Here is a 16,826-nt window from a genome sequence, read left to right as displayed (position 1 = left end):
GGGATCGCGGGAACCGCACCATGCGCGTCGTGATCCTCGGCTCCGCGGCCGGCGGCGGCCTTCCGCAGTGGAATTGCCGCTGCCCCATCTGCGCCATGGCGCGGTCCGAGCCCGACCGGGTGCGACCCCGGACGCAGTCGAGCATCGCGGTCTCCGCAAACGAAACCGACTGGCTCCTGATCAACGCGTCGCCCGACATCCGGCAGCAGCTCTTCGACAATCCACAGATGCATCCCCAAGAGGGATTGCGACACTCGCCGATCCGGTCCGTCCTCCTGACCAACGGGGACGTGGACCATGTGGCGGGTCTCCTGACCCTGCGCGAGGGCCAGCCCTACACGCTCTACGCCACCCGCGGCATTCTGGATTCGGTCAACGCCAACCGCGTGTTCGACGTGATGGCCGAGGGCGTCGTCGCCCGGCAGGCGGTCGCCATGGACCGGCGTTTCGAGCCGCTGCCCGGCCTGTCGGTCACGCTGTTCCCGGTACCCGGCAAGGTGCCGCTCTGGCTCGAAGACGAGACCATGGAGATCGGCGCCGAAACGGAGACCACCGTGGGCGCCTTGATCGAGGCGAATGGCCGTCGCCTCGCCTATATCCCCGGTTGCGCTCGGGTCACGGACGGCCTGCGCGACCGGATCGCCGGCGTGGACGCCCTTCTGTTCGACGGCACCGTCCTGCACGACGACGACATGATCCGGGTCGGGGTCGGCACCAAGACAGGCTGGCGCATGGGCCATGTCCCGATGCGCGGCGCGAACGGTTCGATCGACGCCCTGGCCGGCACAGCGATCGGGCGTCGGGTTTTCGTCCACATCAACAACACCAACCCGGTCCTGGTCGAGGGCTCGCCGGAACGGGCCGATGTCGAGGCGGCCGGTTGGACAGTGGGCCATGACGGACTGAGCCTCGCCCTCTGAGGCACATTCGACCAGCGGTTGGGTGCGGGCCCGGTCGGCACTATATCGAGACCAAGCCCGGATATTCACCCGACCGGGGTCTCGTCTCGAAAGGCAGCGACCGGTTTTGGGATGACGACGACGCCCTCAGCCAGGGCGGGATCGGAATACAGGAAACGCGACCCGAGGACGGATTCCGGAAACGCCATGAACGCAGTCTTCCCGACCCCCGATGCTGCTGACAGCCAGCGCCTCCTGAGCCCGGACGAGCTGGAGGCGGCGCTCCGCGACATCGGCGCGCGCCGGTACCACAACCTGCATCCGTTCCACCGGCTCCTGCACGATGGCAAGCTCTCGAAGGATCAGGTCCGGGCCTGGGCGCTCAACCGCTACTACTACCAGGCGATGATCCCGGTGAAGGACGCCGCCGTCCTCGCGCGTATGACCGACGCGTCCCTGCGCCGGATCTGGCGGCAGCGCATCGTCGATCACGACGGCGACCATCCGGGCGACGGCGGGATCGAGCGCTGGCTGAAGCTCGCCGAGGGCGTCGGCTTCGAGCGCGACTACGTCCTCTCGACCCGGGGCATCCTCTCGGCGACGAAGTTCTCCGTCGAGGCCTATGTCCACTTCGTCGCCGAGAAGAGCCTGCTCGAGGCGATCGCCTCGTCGCTGACGGAGATGTTCTCGCCGACCATCATCTCCGAGCGCGTCGCCGGAATGCTGAAGAACTACGACTTCATCACCAAGGACACGCTGGCCTATTTCGACAAGCGCCTCACCCAGGCGCCGCGCGACGCCGACTTCGCCCTCGACTACGTGAAGACGCATGCGACGACGCCGGAGCTGCAGCGCCAGGCGATGGCCGCGCTGACGTTCAAGTGCAACGTGCTCTGGACCCAGCTCGACGCCCTCTACTTCGCCTATGTCGCCCCCGGGATGATCCCGCCGGATGCCTGGACGCCGGGGACCGGGCTGGTCGCCGAGGCGCCGGCGTCTCAGGCGGCGTCCGGTGTCCGCAAGATGGTCGCCGGGGACCGGCCGCGCCTGCCGCGCGGCGTCCGCCTGCGCCACGACGAAACCCGCGGCAAACACGTCCTGCTCGCCCCCGAGCGGACCTTCGACCTCGACGACAACGCCGTGGCGGTGCTCAAGCTGGTGGACGGCAACCGCACCGTCGCGGCGATCGCCGATGAATTGGGTCGGACCTATGCGGCCGACCCGCGCGCCATCGAAGCCGACATCCTCGTGATGCTGGACGGCTTGGCGGAGAAACGGGTCCTGGAGCGATGAACGCACTGACGCCGAACCGGCCGGACGTGCCGGCGCCGGTCGGTCTGCTCGCCGAGCTGACCCATCGCTGCCCGCTGCGCTGCCCCTATTGCTCGAATCCGCTGGAGCTCGATCGCCGGTCCGGCGAGCTCGACACGGCGACCTGGCAGCGCGTCCTGACCGAGGCGTCCGGCCTCGGCGTGCTTCACGTTCACCTGTCGGGCGGCGAGCCGACCGCCCGCAACGACATCGTCGAGATCACCAAGACCTGCGCGGATCTCGGGCTCTACTCGAACCTGATCACCTCCGGGGTCGGCGGCGCGCTGTCCAAGCTTCAGGCGCTCTACGATGTCGGGCTCGACCACGTGCAGCTCTCGGTCCAGGGCGTCGACGCGCAGAATGCCGAGAAGATCGGCGGCCTGAAGAACGCACAGCCGCAGAAATTCGAATTCGCCGCCAAGGTGGTCGATCTCGGTCTGCCGCTGACGCTGAACTCCGTCATCCACCGCGGCAACATTCACGAGGTCGAGGGCTTCATCGACCTCGCCGTGAAGATGGGCGCCAAGCGGCTCGAAGTGGCGCACACGCAGTATTACGGCTGGGCCTACGTCAACCGCGCCGCCCTGATGCCGGACAAGGCGCAGGTCGATGCCTCGATCCGGATCGTCGAGGCCGCGCGCGAGCGCCTCAAGGGTCAGCTCGTCATCGACCTCGTCGTGCCGGATTACTACGCGAAATACCCGAAGGCCTGTGCCGGCGGCTGGGGCCGCAAGCTCATGAACGTCACGCCCCAGGGCAAGGTCCTGCCCTGCCACGCGGCCGAGACGATCCCGGGCCTCGAATTCTGGCACGTCACCGAGCACTCCCTCGGCGAGATCTGGCGGGACTCCCCGGCCTTCACTGCCTATCGCGGGACCGACTGGATGCAGGAGCCCTGTCGCTCCTGTGACCGGCGGGAGAAGGATTGGGGCGGCTGCCGGTGCCAGGCCCTGGCGCTCGCCGGCGATGCCGCGGCCACGGACCCAGCTTGCTCGCTCTCGCCGCTCCACGCCAAGGTGCGGGCGCTCGCCGTCGAGGAGGCGGCCGAGACCCCGCCGGATTACGTCTATCGGACGATCGGCAGCAACGTCCGGTCGCCGTTCAAGGAGGAAGTCAACTCGTGAAGCTTCTCGCCACGACAGCCGTCGCGCTGGTGCTGGCCGCGATGCCGGCGCTTGCCGAGGATGCGCCCAAGCCCGGAGCGGTCACCCAGGTCAACGCGGCGGCTCCGCCCAGTGCGGCCGATCTCTTGTTCGACCAGCCGCATATGAAAAATGCCGCCCCCGGTTCGACGATCACGTACGATTACCTGCGCCGGTCGGGCATTTCCAAGGGCCCCTTCGGCCCGCCGCTCTCGGATACGGTCACGCTCAAGCTGGAGCCCGGGAAGAGCCCCGAGGGGCGGGACATCAGCGTGACGATGTTCTCCGGCATGAACCGGATGCCGGCCGGCCCCTTCGAGGATATGAGCGGCAACCCGGTGGTCTCGCTCTTCCTCGAGAACCATCTGCGCTCGCTGGCGAAGGTCCTGGAGGCGAATCCGCGTTACCTGAAGCTCGCGATCCGCAAGGGTCTGCGCGAGGGCGCGGCCGTGACGCCGACCAAGGTCACGGTGGGCGGTCGCGAAGTCGATGGCTGGCGGGTCGAGATCCAGCCCTTCGCCAAGGATGCCATGGAACAGCGCATGCGCGGCATGGACAAGATGACCTACACCTTCATCACGTCCCCGGAGGTTCCCGGCCAGATCGTCTCCATCGAGGCGCAGTCGAAGAATGCCGAAGGTGGCGAATTGCTTGAGGAGAAGCTGAGCTATGATCAGAAAGCTGGCTGAACGCGGCGCGCTGGCCGCCCTCGCCCTGTCCCTCTCGACCATCGCGGGTTGGGCGGCGGACGAGAACGATTATCCCACCGACGCGCGGGTCGATTACGTCTTCGGCTGCATGGCCGCCAACGGCCAGACCCGCGAGAGCATGCAGCGCTGCTCCTGCTCGCTCGACCAGCTCGCCGCGATCCTGCCCTACGACAAGTACGTCCAGGCCAGCACGGTCCTGTCCATGCGCCAGGGCATCGGCAACCGGGCGAACGAGTTCAAGTCCACCAAGATCTTCGACGACAAGGTCGCGGATCTTCGGCGCGCCCAGGCCGAGGCGGAAATCCGCTGCTATCGCGGCTGATGACGCGACGGTGACGGTCGGCGTTGCGCTGGCCTGTGGTTTCGATCACACCGGGTCCCGAACCGCTCCTGAGAACGGGACCCGATCCGTGCCCCCCTCCCCCGGCCTGTCCGACCTGTTGCCCGGCCTCGGGTCGCGCACACTGGTCATGGGCATCCTCAACGTCACGCCCGACTCCTTTTCCGACGGCGGCCTGTTCACCGGCGAGGCCGAAGCCGTCGCGCAAGCCGAGCGCCTCGTGGCCGAGGGTGCCGCGATCCTCGATATCGGCGGCGAGTCGACCCGGCCCGGCCACGTTCCCGTCCCGGCCGAGGAGGAGCAGGCCCGAGTCCTGCCGGTGATCCGGGCCGTGGCGCCCCGTCTGACGGTCCCGATCTCAATCGACACATACAAGGCCTCCACGGCCCGCGTCGCCCTCCAGGCCGGGGCCCGCATCGTCAACGACGTCTGGGGCCTCCAGCGCGAGCCCGACATCGCCACGGTCGCGGCCGCGCATGGCGCGCCGGTCGTGATCATGCACAACCGCGAGACCATCGACCCCGACCTCGACATCGTTGCCGATATACGGGCCTTCTTCGAGCGCTCGCTGGATATCGCCCGCCGGGCGGGCATTCCGGACCGCGACATCGTGCTCGATCCCGGTGTGGGCTTCGGCAAGACCTGGTCGCAGCACCTCGAGGCGCTCCGTCGCCTGCCCGAGATCCGGGCTCTCGGTTTCCCCGTCTTGGTCGGCGTGTCCCGCAAGTCGCTGCTCGGCCGCCTGCACGATCGCGAGACCCGTCCCGCGGACCGGCTCCATGGATCCCTGGCGGCCCATACCCTCGCGGCGACCCTGGGGGCCGACATCGTCCGGGTGCACGATGTCGCCGCCCATATCGATGCGATGCGGGTTGTCGACGCCGTGATGCGCCCGGAGGCCCGATGAGCACGGACCGGATCGGGGTCGCGCGCATCGCGGTGTTCGGCCGCCACGGCGTGCTGCCCGAGGAGGCGGTGCTCGGCCAGCGCTTCTATATCTCCTTGGATGCGCGGATCGATCTCGCGCCCGCCGGCCGCTCGGACGACGTCGCCCACACGGTGAGCTATGCGGATCTCACGCAGATCGCCGTGGATATCGCCACGGAGCGGCGCTTCAACCTGATCGAGGCTCTGGCCGAGGCGATCGCGGCCACGATTCTCGAGCGTTTCGGCACGGTCGAAGCGATCACGGTGCGGGTCGACAAGCCGAGCGCGCCGGTCCCGGCGATCCTGGACGGGGTCAGCATCGAGATCACGCGGCACCGCGGAGAGAACGCGTGAGAGCCTATCTGGGCATCGGCAGCAATATCGGCGACATGGCCGCCATGCTGGACCGCGCGGTTGCGGGGCTCGGCGCCACGCCGGGTATCCGGGTGGTTGCCCGCTCGGCCGATTACCGGACACCGCCCTGGGGCAAGACCGATCAGCCCTGGTTCCTCAACGGTGCGGTGGCTGTGGATACCGACCTCGACCCGCACGGCCTGCTCGATGCGTGCCTGGCCGTCGAGCACGCGCTCGGACGGATCCGCGAGGAGCGCTGGGGGCCGCGGGTGATCGATATCGATGTCCTGGCCTATGAGGGCGCGGCCGTCGACGACGACCGTCTCGTGCTGCCGCACCGCCATGTGCGCGAGCGGGCGTTCGTTCTGGTGCCGCTGGCCGAGATCGCCCCCGATCTCGTGATCGGCGGCGAGCGGGTCGTCGATGCGTTGGCAAAGCTCGACCGGAGCGGGATCGAGCGGGCCTGAACCCGCTCAGCGCTCGTTCGGCTCGGCGAGCTTGCTCTCCTCGTCGTCGAGGAGCGGCACGTCGTACTCGCGCAGCACCGTGTCGATATCGGACTTGCGCTTGCGCAGGACGGTGTTCAGCGAGCGCTTCCAGTCGTTCTCGCCGAGCCGCACACCCATGGCGATCCGGTAGGCCATCGGCGGACGCGGCGGTTCCTTCAGGAGGGGGACAACCGTCATCGGCGTGCCGGATTGCTTGGCGAGCCAGCCGGCGGCCGGTCCCCACAGCACGGCCGCGTCGATCTCCTTGGCGGCGAGCGCCCCGATGATCTCGGCGCCCACCGTCTGGAACTTGCGGGACGGGTCGAGCTGGTAGGGCGCGTAGGCCTTCATGGTCGAGACCAAGCCGAGATCGCCCATCCGGTTCACCGGCGGCGTGCCGGCGATCACGCCGATCGCCTTGCCCTTCAGCCGCGGGTCGTCGAGGGCGTTGATCCCGTCGAGTTCACCCGCCCGGGTGACCAGCGTGTAGGACGAGCGATAGTATGGGTTGGTGGTCTGGACGAGGTCGCTGCCGAAGGCCTGGCCGATGATCAGGTCGCACAGGCCGGTGCCGAGCGTGTTGCGCACGAAGCCCGGACCCTGCGTCAGCCAGTAATAGCGGAGCTTGACCTTCAGCTCGTCGGCGATGATCGCCGCGATCTTGTTCTCGAAGCCGTCTTCCTTGCGTTCGGAGAACGGCATGTTGCCGGGATCGCCGCAGACGCGCAGCACATCGGTCGTGACCGTGTCCGGCAGGTGCTGCGCGGCAGCCCCCTGCGCCACCGTCATCGACAGGGCGCAGAGGGCAAGCGTCCGGGTGAAGGACGATGCAGGGGAGGACATCAGCCGCCCATGCACTCCTTCTCGGCCTTCCGGGCGGCCTCGGGCTTGTCCTCGTGCTCGGAGGGACGCACGCGGCCCACCGCGCCGTCGGCGCGCGCCTTGAGGTAGGTGTAGAGGTCGTCCGAGTAGCACATGACGTTCTTGTTATCGCCGAAGGCGGGCATGACCTTCTGCTCCGACGCGCTCACGTCCTGCTTGCCGCCGACCAGGATACCGATGAACTCCTCGTACGAGAGGGTCTTCAGCGAGTCCTTCAGTGCCGGCGCGTAGGTCGAGCCCATGCCGTCGGGACCGTGGCAGACGTGGCACTCGGCGTGATAGCGGCGGTAACCGGAGTAGGTGTACCAGTCGAGCTTCTTGCCGTCGTTGGTGACGTGATACGTCGGATGGCCGTCGGCATCGAGATACTTGCCGTCCTCGACCTTAACGGCGGCGTTCTTCTTCAGTAGTGCGGGGTCCTGCTCGGCGGTCTTGTCGTTCGCGTTGAGCGAATTGGCGAGCGCCGGATCGGCAGGCTTGGCATCCTCAGCATGTACGGCAACCGCGGAAACGGTCGCTAGGGCGAGGGCGGCGAGAACCGGCCGCGTTACGATGTTGCTGAGGTTGTGCAACGTGTAGTCTCCCTAGAGCGAGGCCCTTCGTCTCGCGTTGAGCCGCAGCCTCTTACAACAAATTCTAATCACAAGGATGCCGGCGCGGAAACCCGCGCCGGCACCATTTTGCTACCGAGACCCTGCGGCCGATTAGTTCGGCAGAGCGAAGACGGTCAGCTGACCACCGAGGTTGGTGTACTGCGACAGAGCCGCGTAACCACCCACCGCGCCGAGGCCAGCGTTCGGGTCGGTCAGGCCAGCCGCGAGGCCGATGCCGGCCCAGCCGCCGACGCCCGAGAGGACGCCCACGTACTGCTTGCCCTTGAGCTGGTAGGTCATCACGTTGCCGATGATGCCCGACGGGGTCTTGAACTTGAACAGCTCCTTGCCGCTCTTGTCGTCGACCGCCTTCAGGTAACCCTCGAGGGTCCCGTAGAACACCACGTCACCGGCGGTGGCGAGAGCACCGGACCAGACCGAGAACTGCTCGGCGTTGGACCACTTGATCTTACCGTTGACGCCGTCCCAGGCGATGAAGTTACCCATGCCGCCGTGCGAGTTCGGGGCCGGGTACATCGACAGGGTCGCACCGACGTAGGGCTGGCCCGGGGTGTAGGTCACCCGGAACGGCTCGTAGTCCATGCAGACGTGGTTGGTGGGCACGTAGAACAGGTTGGTCTTCGGCGAGAAGGCAGCAGGCTGCTGATCCTTGGTGCCGAGGGCCGCCGGGCAGATACCCTTGGAGTTGGTGTCCTCACCGTTCTGCTCGGTCGAGTACTTCGACACGACCAGCGGCCGGCCGTAGTTCTTCGAACCCTTGTCCATGTCGACCTTGGACGCCCAGTTGACGGCCGGATCGAACTTCTCGGCGACCAGCAGGGCACCGTTCTCGCGGTTCAGCGTGTAGCCGAAGCCGTTACGATCGAAGTGGGTCAGGAGCGGCTGCTCCTTGCCGTCGATCTTCTGATCCGTGAGGATCATCTCGTTGATGCCGTCGTAGTCCCACTCGTCGTGCGGGGTCATCTGGTAGACCCACTTGGCCATGCCGGTATCCGGGTTACGCGCCCAGATGGTCATGGACCACTTGTTGTCGCCCGGACGCTGCTTGGGGTTCCAGGTCGAGGGGTTGCCCGAGCCGTAGTACATCAGGTCGAGCTTGGGATCGTACGAGAACCAGCCCCAGGTGCAGCCGCCGCCGGTCTTCCACTGATCGCCTTCCCAGGTCTTCAGCGAGGAATCCTTGCCGATCGGCTTGCCGAGCGAGGTGGTCTTCTCCGGGTCGACGATCATCTGATCGTCCGGGCCCTCGGAGTAGCCGCGCCACACCTTCTTGCCGGTCTTCAGGTCATAAGCGGTGACGTGGCACTGCACGCCGAACTCGCCGCCCGAGATGCCGACGATGACCTTGTCCTTCACGGGCAGAACCGTGGCGGTGTTGGTCTCGCCCTTCTTCGGGTCGCCGTTGACGACCGACCAGTTCACCTTGCCGGTCTTGGCGTCGAGCGACACGAGGGTGGTGTCGGCCTGGTGCAGCAGGATGGCGCCGTCGGCGTAAGCGAGGCCGCGGTTGACCGTGTCACAGCACATGACCGGGATCACGGACGGATCCTGCTTCGGCTCGTACTTCCAGACGATCTTGGCCTCGTGCTCGAGGTCGAGAGCGTACACGATGTTCGGGAACGGCGTGTGGACGTACATCATGTTGCCGATCACGAGCGGCGAGCCCTCGTGGCCGCGCAGCACGCCGGTCGAGAAGGTCCAGGCGACCTGGAGGTTCTTCACGTTCGACGCGTTGATCTGATCGAGCTTCGAATAGCGCGTATTGGCGTAGTCGACGGTCTGAAGCGCTTGCTCCGCCGGGTTGGCGATGCTCTTCAGGACGCTTTCGTTGGCCAGCGCCGGCGCGGCGATGGCCGCGACACCTGCGCCGAGCGCGAGGAGATGTACCGCTCTCATGGGTTCCTCCGACAAGTCTTAAGAGTCTTTCAGACGCGCTGAGAGAGTGGCGTCGCTCGGACCCCGACCTGACTGTTTGCGACAGGGATGGACGCTTCGGTAGCGGGCGTAGCGGACTTGAGGAGACCAAAAGATCCCCTCGCCAGGAGCCGCCATCCCTGAGGCGGCCCCCTCGAAACCGAAGCTTGAACGGACCTTAAGAGATTTTTGAGCGCCGTCAACTCGCTGTTCTCCGACCCTGACGACACGGTGAAAGCTTCTTTTCGCATGACAAAGTCCGGTGGAATGTCATTGCTGCGCGAAAAGAAATGTTGCGGCGCACAAGCGCGGCAGGAGGTCTACGGTTCGATCTCGCGTCCGCGTGACGCAGGCCCATGCAAGTCTTGCACAGCCCGCGAGAATGCCGCGTTTAACTATGCTTCGGTTGCGTAGGCTGGTCTTGACCTGTGTCCGTCTGGCACGCCGCCCGACCCTCCCCGGGGTTGCGGTGCGCAATCGCCGGCTTCGGAAACCGGCCGCCTGTTTCATAGGTTGAGCATGCTGCGTTCTCTCGCCGCATGGGTTGTAAGCTGTCCGGCTACGCAATGAGCGGCGGTGATCGCGATGCTGTGATTGCCGAATCGTCCTGACGCTTCGAGCAGCGGGACAATCAGGACGCCGAGCGTTCAGCGGATCACGCGCTGCCAGCAAGCCGCAGAATCTAGGCGGACGGCAAAACAGAGGAATCGGGGCGGGCGATTCGCCTCAAATCTGTATTGCGCGGCGGTTGACCGATTTCTGCGCCCGAGACCGCCCGTCAGAGGGCTCCGACCGCGCCAGTGCTCTCGAACTCCGCGGTATCGCCGACGAGGTCCGTCAGCGAGATGTCGAGGCGGCGACCGGTCTTGAGGCGCAGCTGCGCATCGGGTTCGAGCCAGATCGGCCGCAGCCCGGCATGGCTGCCATGGAGATCGCCATAGGCGAAGAGACCGCCTTGCCGGCGCTCCACCACGACGCGGTAGCGAACCCGCACGGTTTCGCACCCCTCGGCCGTAACGAGGCCGCGCCCGGTCAGCGTCGTGAGAATCTCGTTCGGCTCGAACATACGCGGGACGCGGTGGCAGGATTAAGTGGCAATGGCCTTTGCCACTTAATCCTGCCACCGCGGCGTGTCACGCCCTCGTGACGCCCTAGCCCGAGAAACCGGGTGGGTTGCCGGCGGGAGCGCGCGCCCCGGCTACGGACCCGCCGTCGATGTTCCCTGTCCCGGAAGCCCGACTCTCAAAGGCGGTCCAAGCAGGAACGCCCAGATCAGCCGAGCGCGACGGGCCGATCGGCGGCGCCCGTCGGCTCCACTTCCCGGACCACGATGCGCCCGCTCTCGACGGAGAGCGCGAGACGGCCTTGCTTGAGTGCCAGAGCCTTGTCGCCGAACAGGGTTCTGCGCCAGCCCTGGAGCGCCGGCACCTCGGCGGCGTCGTCATCCGCGATGGCTTCGAGATCGTCGACCGTCGCGATGATCTTCGGCGCGACAGCCTCGGATTCGCACACCGCCTTCAGCAGAACCTTCAGCAACTCGACGATCGCGCCGTTGCCGCCGCTCCGGCGCATCCGCTCGGGCATGCGGATGTCGCCGGTATCCCGCGCGAGGCCGCGTTCCACCGCCGCCAGGATATCGGTGCCGGTGCGCGAGCGCTCGAACCCGGCCGGGATCGTGCGCAGCCGGCCCAGGGCCTCGGCGTTGCGCGGTGCCGCGGAGGCGACGTCGATGACCGCCTCATCCTTCAGCACGCGACCACGCGGGACGTTGCGGGCCTGGGCCTCGCTCTCGCGCCACGCCGCCACCTCCATCAACACCGCGATCTCGCGGGGCTTGCGCATCCGGCCGGACAGCCGCCGCCAGGCCTGCGTGGGATCGGCCCGGTAGGTCTCCGGCGAGGTGAGAACCGCCATCTCCTCGTCGAGCCAGGCGCCGCGATCCGTGCGCAGGAGCTCGGCGACGAGGACCTCGTAGACCTTCACCAGATGCGTCACGTCCGACAGGGCGTAGCTGAGCTGGGCCTCCGAGAGCGGACGGCGCGACCAGTCGGTGAAGCGCGAGGACTTGTCGATCTTGGCCTTGGCGACGTCGTTGACGAGCTGCTCGTACGACACGGAGTCGCCGTAGCCGCAGACCATGGCGGCGACCTGGGTGTCGAAGAACGGCTGCGGCAGGATCCCGCCCATCAGCCAGATGATCTCGAGATCCTGACGGGCGGAGTGGAACACCTTCACGGTCCGCTCGTCCGCCATCAGGTCAATGAACGGCTGCAGGTCGATGCCCGTGGCCAGGGGATCGACCAATACGCCGGACCCGTCCGGCGCCGCGATCTGGATCAGGCACAGTTTTGGGTAGTACGTCGTCTCGCGCATGAACTCCGTGTCGACGGTCACGAAGGGTTGCTCGGCGAGACGCGTGCAGACGTCGTGCAGCGCGGCGGTGGTCGTAATCAGGTCCATGAATCCGGCTATACGCAACCGACGCCGTCATGGGGAGCCGCCGACGCGAAGGTCCCCATGTTTCACACGGTCAACGTCGTCGCGCCGTCTACGCCGGGCCGGCCAGGGCCGCACGCCGGCGCGCCTCAGTCTGCCGGCGGATCCGCACCGCGTCGGCCCGGCGCTGGGCCTCGGCGCGCCCGAGCAGCCGGTCCAGGATGCCGGTCTCGACGCGCTCACCGGTCGCGCCGTCGGTGAGGCGGCGGATCCGGTCGACCCGGAAGCCGCGATAACCGCCGTGTCGCGTGTCGATACCGCCCAGCAGCGTGCGCCCCGGCCCGAGCTTCAGCTCGCGCGCCGAGAGCGAGCGGTTGCTCCACGTGCCGGTCGCGTCCTCGTAGACGAGGTCGAAACGGCCATCGAGCGGCAGCGTGCGCCAGGCGCCGGGCGGGCTTTCGACGGGCCGGGCGGGGCGGCCCTTCGGATCGGAAAAAGCGTTGTGCCTCATGGACATCATATGGGGATCGACCGCTCGATCCGGTAGGTCGGCGGCCCGATCCGGCACCGGATTCCGGCCGCTCATGCTTGACTTGGGGGGCCTCGCGTGAATGGTGCCGGCCTTCCCAGAGAAGAAGCCCGTCATGCACCGTTACCGTTCCCACACCTGCGGGGCGCTCCGCCCGTCCGACGTCGGACAGACCGTCCGGCTCTCCGGCTGGTGCCATCGCATCCGCGACCATGGCGGCGTGCTGTTCATCGACCTGCGCGACCATTACGGGCTGACGCAATGCGTGGTCGATTCCGACTCCCCGGCCTTCAAGGCGGCCGAGGTGGCGCGCTCGGAATGGGTCGTGCGGATCGACGGGCGCGTGCGCACCCGGCCCGCCGGAACGGAGAATGCCGAGCTGCCGACCGGGGCGGTCGAGGTCTATATCGACGACCTCGAAGTGCTGGGCCCGGCCGGCGAGCTGCCGCTGCCGGTCTTCGGCGACCTCGAATACCCGGAGGAGACGCGGCTGCGCTACCGCTTCCTCGACCTGCGCCGGGACAAGCTCCACGCCAACATCATGAAGCGCGGGGCGATCATCGACGCGCTGCGCCGGCGGATGCGTGACGGTGGCTTCTTCGAGTTCCAGACGCCGATCCTGACCGCCTCGTCCCCTGAAGGCGCGCGCGATTATCTCGTGCCGTCGCGGGTCCATCCCGGCAAGTTCTACGCGCTCCCGCAGGCGCCGCAGCAGTTCAAACAGCTGACGATGATCGCCGGCTTCGACCGGTACTTCCAGATCGCCCCCTGCTTCCGCGACGAGGACGCCCGGGCCGACCGCTCGCCGGGTGAGTTCTACCAGCTCGACATCGAGATGAGCTTCGTCACCCAGGAGGACGTGTTCCAGGCGGTGGAGCCGGTCCTGCGCGGGGTGTTCGAAGAGTTTGCCGAGGGCAAGCGCGTCACGAAGGACTTCCCGCGCATCACCTTCGCGGATTCGATGCTGAAATACGGCGTCGACAAGCCGGACCTGCGCAATCCCCTCATCATCGCCGACGTGACCGACGAGTTCGCGCGGGACGACGTTGCGTTCAAGGCGTTCAAGGGCGTGATCGCGTCCGGCGGCGTGGTCCGGGCGATCCCCGCGACCGGGGCCGCGTCGCAGCCGCGCTCGTTTTTCGACAAGCTGAACGACTGGGCCCGCACCGAGGGTGCCCCCGGGCTGGGCTACGTGGTGTTCGAGGAGGAGGCCGGCCAGCTCACCGGCAAGGGGCCGATCGCCAAGTTCATCCCGGCCGAGGTCCAGGCGCTGATCGCGCAAAAGACCGGCGCCAAGGCCGGCGATGCGGTGTTCTTCTCCGCCGGCACGGAGGCGAAGGCCGCGGCGCTGGCCGGCAAGGCCCGCATCCGGATCGGCGACGAGCTGGGCCTGTGCGACAAGGACCAGTACGCCTTCTGCTGGATCACCGACTTCCCGATGTACGAGTGGAGCGAGGAGGAGAAGCGGATCGACTTCTCGCACAACCCGTTCTCGATGCCGAACATCGACCGCGAGGAATTCCTGGCCCTCGACCTCGATGCCCTGGCCACGGAAGGCCAGGACGGCGAAGTCACGAAGAGAATCCTCGGTATCAAGGCGTTCCAGTACGACATCGTCTGCAACGGCATCGAGCTGTCCTCCGGCGCGATCCGCAACCATCGCCCCGACGTGATGGAGAAGGCCTTCGCCATCGCGGGCTACGGCCACGAGGTGCTGGAGCAGAAGTTCGGCGGCATGCTGAACGCCCTGCGCATGGGCGCCCCGCCGCACGGCGGCATCGCCCCGGGAGTCGACCGCATCGTCATGCTCCTGTGCAACGAGCCGAACATCCGCGAGGTGGTGCTGTTCCCGATGAACCAGCGCGCCGAGGATCTGATGATGGGCGCCCCCGCCGAGGCGACGCCCAAGCAGCTGCGCGAGCTGCATATCCGCCTCAACCTGCCGGAGAAGAAGGCGTAAGGCCCGGACGGGCCGACCCGCGATGGTCGGCCTCGTCGCCATCGTGGTCGCCCACGACAGCGCGGAGGTGCTGCCGGCCTGCCTCGCGGCTCTGGCCCGGCAGCACGTGCCGGCCATCGTCGTGGACAATGCGAGCCGTGACAGCTCCCCGGCAATCGCCGAAGCCGCCGGCGCGCGGGTGATCCGCAACGCCCGCAACGAGGGCTACGGCCGCGCCAACAATCGCGGCGTCGCCGCGGCCGAGACCGCGGACCGGGTGCTGATCGTCAACCCGGACGTGGTCCTGCGACCGGGAGCGGTGGACGCCCTGCTCGCCGCAGCCCGGGCCTGGCCGGATGCGGGGCTGCTGGCGCCGCGCCTGGTCGAGCCGGACGGGCGCTTCTTCTACCAGGCGCGCTCGCTGCTGGCGCCGTATCTGACCAATCCCGGCGGCCGCCTGTCGCTGCCCCAGGGCGATGCCTGCGCGCCGTTCCTGTCCGGGGCCTGCCTGATGGTCGAGCGCACCCTGTTCCTCGACCTCGGCGGCTTCGACGACAACATCTTCCTGTTCTACGAGGATGACGACCTGTGCCGGCGGGTGGCCGATGCCGGGCGCGCCCTCATCCACGTCCACGGTGCCGAGGCGCTGCACGGCCGCGGCCGCTCCTCGGCGCCGGAGCCGGGCCGGATCTTCCGGTCGCGTTGGCACCAGGCGTGGTCGCGCGCCTATGTCAGCCGCAAATACGGCCTGCCCGACCCGAGCGTGTCGCATCTCATGACCAACCTGCCGAAGGCCGTGCTCTCGGCCCTGGTCCTGCGCCGGTCGGGTCTCGAGCGCTATGGCGGCTCTGCTTCCGGCGCCCTCGCCTTCCTGCGCGGGCAGGACGCCCTCGCCCGCGAGGGTCTGCGCTGATGGCTGGCGCCACGATCGCGGACGCACTCGACAGGGGCCGCAACGGTTTCACCGGCCTGCGCCTGGCTTTGGCGCTGGCGGTGGTCGTCTCGCACGCCTTCAGCGTCGCCACCGGGGCCGCCGGCGACGAGCCCCTGGCGGCGCTCACCGGCTACACGCTGGGCGAGCACGCGGTGAACGGCTTCTTCGCGGTCTCGGGCTTCCTGGTCACCATGAGCTGCGACCGGCGCGGCATCCGCGACTACGCCCTCGCCCGGGCGCTGCGGATCCTCCCGGGCTTCGTCGCCGCGACGCTTCTCGTATCGCTGGTCCTCGGGGCCGCGATGACCCGCCTGCCGCCGGCCGAATACCTGCGCGAGCCCGGCCTCTGGTCGTTCATGCGCGGCACCCTGACGACCTTCAAGAGCAACGCGGCGCTGCCCGGCGTCTTCGAGGCCAATCCCTACCGGGCACCGCTGGGCACGATCTGGACCCTGAAATACGAGGTCTTTTGCTACCTCGGGGTCCTGGTCGCCGCCCTCTGCGGCCTCCTCCGCCGGCGGATCCCGGCGCTCCTGATCGTTGCGGGGCTCGGCATTGCCCTGACGGCAGCCGCAGCTCTGCGTGGCGCGGAGCTGCCCAAAGGGCTGGAGACCGCGCTGCGTCTGCCGCTGATCTTCTCGGCCGGGGCCTGCCTGTATCTCTGGCGTGACCGCCTGCTTGTGTCGGGCGCCGCCCTCGCCTGCCTGGTTGTGGCCACCGTGGTCCTCGCCCGGACGCCGGCTTACCCGGCCCTGCTGTTCCTCGCCGAGGCCTACGGCGCCGTATGGCTGGCGCTTGGACCGATGGCACGCGACCTGTTCGATCCAAAAGCCGACCTGTCCTACGGGATCTATCTCTACGGCTGGCCGATCCAGCAGAGCCTGCATGCCCTCTGGCCCGACCCGTCCGGCCTCGCCCTGCTCGCGCCTGCCCTCGCGCTGACGCTGCCGGTGGCGGCCCTGTCCTGGTACGGGATCGAGCGGCCGGCGCTGGCGCTGAAGGCGCGGGCGCTCGGACGACGCAGCCTCGGCACGATCGAGCCTGCGGGACCGTGAGTACCCTCCCCCCATCGGCCGCTCTGGCTCTGGCTGCGCGACTCCTGGAGGCCGAGGGCTTCGCCATCGTCGCCCGGAACGAACGTGGTGATAGCTTCTATCTCGCGCGCCAGGGCGAGCGCGCCACGCTCCGCCTCTCGAACCATGCGCGACGCCCAAGGCAGCGTCGAACCCATCCCGAGGTCGCCACCAGCCTCGTCATCCGGGAAGCGCGAAGCGCCGCGCAGATCGAGTCCCTGATTGCGGCTGCCAAGCGGAACTATGTCTTGGCGATCGCGGCGAGACACGCGGTGCTCACTGACGAAGTCCCTGCGGAGGACAGCCCCGCGCGTTAGGATTGTAGTGGCAATGC

General features: G+C 67.9%; 18 protein-coding genes. 12 read left to right on the top strand and 6 right to left on the bottom strand.

The window, feature by feature from the left end; genetic code table 11:
• The first annotated feature begins 20 nt into the window (after nt 1-20).
• The 8 genes from pqqB (at nt 21) to folK (ending at nt 6,150) form a co-directional block, all read left to right on the top strand.
• Nucleotides 21-920, top strand: a complete 900-nt coding sequence (gene pqqB / locus LGR69_RS02625; protein ID WP_230365082.1) for a pyrroloquinoline quinone biosynthesis protein PqqB — start codon at nt 21-23, stop codon at nt 918-920.
• A 186-nt stretch (nt 921-1,106) separates the two neighbouring features.
• Entirely contained in the window at nt 1,107-2,192 is a 1,086-nt protein-coding gene (gene pqqC, locus LGR69_RS02620; protein WP_007564427.1) for a pyrroloquinoline-quinone synthase PqqC, read from the top strand.
• Complete coding sequence (gene pqqE, locus LGR69_RS02615; protein WP_230365081.1) at nt 2,189-3,334, top strand: pyrroloquinoline quinone biosynthesis protein PqqE; 1,146 nt, start codon at nt 2,189-2,191, stop codon at nt 3,332-3,334. The genes pqqC and pqqE overlap by 4 nt, the downstream gene beginning before the upstream one ends.
• Complete coding sequence (locus LGR69_RS02610) at nt 3,331-4,041, top strand: hypothetical protein (RefSeq protein WP_007564423.1); 711 nt, start codon at nt 3,331-3,333, stop codon at nt 4,039-4,041. The genes pqqE and LGR69_RS02610 overlap by 4 nt, the downstream gene beginning before the upstream one ends.
• The gene (locus tag LGR69_RS02605) at nt 4,022-4,384 is read left to right on the top strand and encodes a hypothetical protein (protein ID WP_230365080.1); all 363 of its coding nucleotides are present in this window, start codon (nt 4,022-4,024) and stop codon (nt 4,382-4,384) included. The genes LGR69_RS02610 and LGR69_RS02605 overlap by 20 nt, the downstream gene beginning before the upstream one ends.
• A gap of 88 nt (nt 4,385-4,472) precedes the next feature.
• The gene (gene folP, locus LGR69_RS02600; protein WP_230365079.1) at nt 4,473-5,309 is read left to right on the top strand and encodes a dihydropteroate synthase; all 837 of its coding nucleotides are present in this window, start codon (nt 4,473-4,475) and stop codon (nt 5,307-5,309) included.
• Nucleotides 5,306-5,683, top strand: a complete 378-nt coding sequence (folB, locus tag LGR69_RS02595) for a dihydroneopterin aldolase (RefSeq protein WP_230365078.1) — start codon at nt 5,306-5,308, stop codon at nt 5,681-5,683. The genes folP and folB overlap by 4 nt, the downstream gene beginning before the upstream one ends.
• On the top strand, nt 5,680-6,150 hold the full coding sequence (folK, locus tag LGR69_RS02590) for a 2-amino-4-hydroxy-6-hydroxymethyldihydropteridine diphosphokinase (protein ID WP_007564415.1): 471 nt from the start codon (nt 5,680-5,682) through the stop codon (nt 6,148-6,150). Before folB ends, folK begins: the two co-directional genes overlap by 4 nt.
• A 6-nt stretch (nt 6,151-6,156) precedes the next feature.
• On the opposite strand, the gene xoxJ is transcribed toward folK, so the two are convergent.
• From xoxJ to LGR69_RS02560, 6 genes are all read right to left on the bottom strand, one after another.
• Nucleotides 6,157-7,014, bottom strand: coding sequence for a rare earth element methanol dehydrogenase accessory protein XoxJ (gene xoxJ / locus LGR69_RS02585; RefSeq protein ID WP_230365077.1), 858 nt, complete (start codon nt 7,012-7,014; stop codon nt 6,157-6,159).
• Nucleotides 7,014-7,625, bottom strand: coding sequence for a c-type cytochrome, methanol metabolism-related (locus LGR69_RS02580; RefSeq protein WP_007564411.1), 612 nt, complete (start codon nt 7,623-7,625; stop codon nt 7,014-7,016). Before LGR69_RS02580 ends, xoxJ begins: the two co-directional genes overlap by 1 nt.
• Nucleotides 7,626-7,757: 132 nt before the next feature.
• The gene (gene xoxF1, locus LGR69_RS02575; protein ID WP_007564409.1) at nt 7,758-9,563 is read right to left on the bottom strand and encodes a lanthanide-dependent methanol dehydrogenase XoxF1; all 1,806 of its coding nucleotides are present in this window, start codon (nt 9,561-9,563) and stop codon (nt 7,758-7,760) included.
• A gap of 796 nt (nt 9,564-10,359) precedes the next feature.
• Nucleotides 10,360-10,647 (bottom strand): hypothetical protein, encoded by a 288-nt coding sequence (locus LGR69_RS02570; RefSeq protein WP_007564406.1) that lies wholly within the window; start codon nt 10,645-10,647, stop codon nt 10,360-10,362.
• Nucleotides 10,648-10,853: 206 nt separating this feature from the next.
• Entirely contained in the window at nt 10,854-12,041 is a 1,188-nt protein-coding gene (rnd, locus tag LGR69_RS02565) for a ribonuclease D (RefSeq protein WP_230365076.1), read from the bottom strand.
• Between the two features lie 88 nt (nt 12,042-12,129).
• The gene (locus LGR69_RS02560) at nt 12,130-12,528 is read right to left on the bottom strand and encodes a hypothetical protein (protein ID WP_205836185.1); all 399 of its coding nucleotides are present in this window, start codon (nt 12,526-12,528) and stop codon (nt 12,130-12,132) included.
• A 133-nt stretch (nt 12,529-12,661) separates the two neighbouring features.
• Here LGR69_RS02560 and aspS point away from each other — a divergent pair, with 133 nt between their 5' ends.
• From aspS to LGR69_RS02540, 4 genes are read left to right on the top strand one after another with little or no spacing between them, the layout of a single operon-like run.
• A complete protein-coding gene (aspS, locus tag LGR69_RS02555; protein WP_230365075.1) occupies nt 12,662-14,506 on the top strand; it encodes an aspartate--tRNA ligase in 1,845 nt (614 codons plus the stop codon).
• A 22-nt stretch (nt 14,507-14,528) separates the two neighbouring features.
• A complete protein-coding gene (locus tag LGR69_RS02550) occupies nt 14,529-15,398 on the top strand; it encodes a glycosyltransferase family 2 protein (RefSeq protein WP_230365074.1) in 870 nt (289 codons plus the stop codon).
• On the top strand, nt 15,398-16,474 hold the full coding sequence (locus LGR69_RS02545; RefSeq protein WP_230365073.1) for an acyltransferase family protein: 1,077 nt from the start codon (nt 15,398-15,400) through the stop codon (nt 16,472-16,474). Before LGR69_RS02550 ends, LGR69_RS02545 begins: the two co-directional genes overlap by 1 nt.
• Entirely contained in the window at nt 16,471-16,809 is a 339-nt protein-coding gene (locus tag LGR69_RS02540; RefSeq protein ID WP_230365072.1) for a hypothetical protein, read from the top strand. The genes LGR69_RS02545 and LGR69_RS02540 overlap by 4 nt, the downstream gene beginning before the upstream one ends.
• Nucleotides 16,810-16,826 lie beyond the last annotated feature (17 nt).

This window comes from Methylobacterium brachiatum (assembly GCF_020523825.1).
GTDB lineage: Bacteria > Pseudomonadota > Alphaproteobacteria > Rhizobiales > Beijerinckiaceae > Methylobacterium > Methylobacterium brachiatum.
Note: the sequence above shows the minus strand (reverse complement) of the source record. Positions and strands in the feature narration are given on the sequence as shown.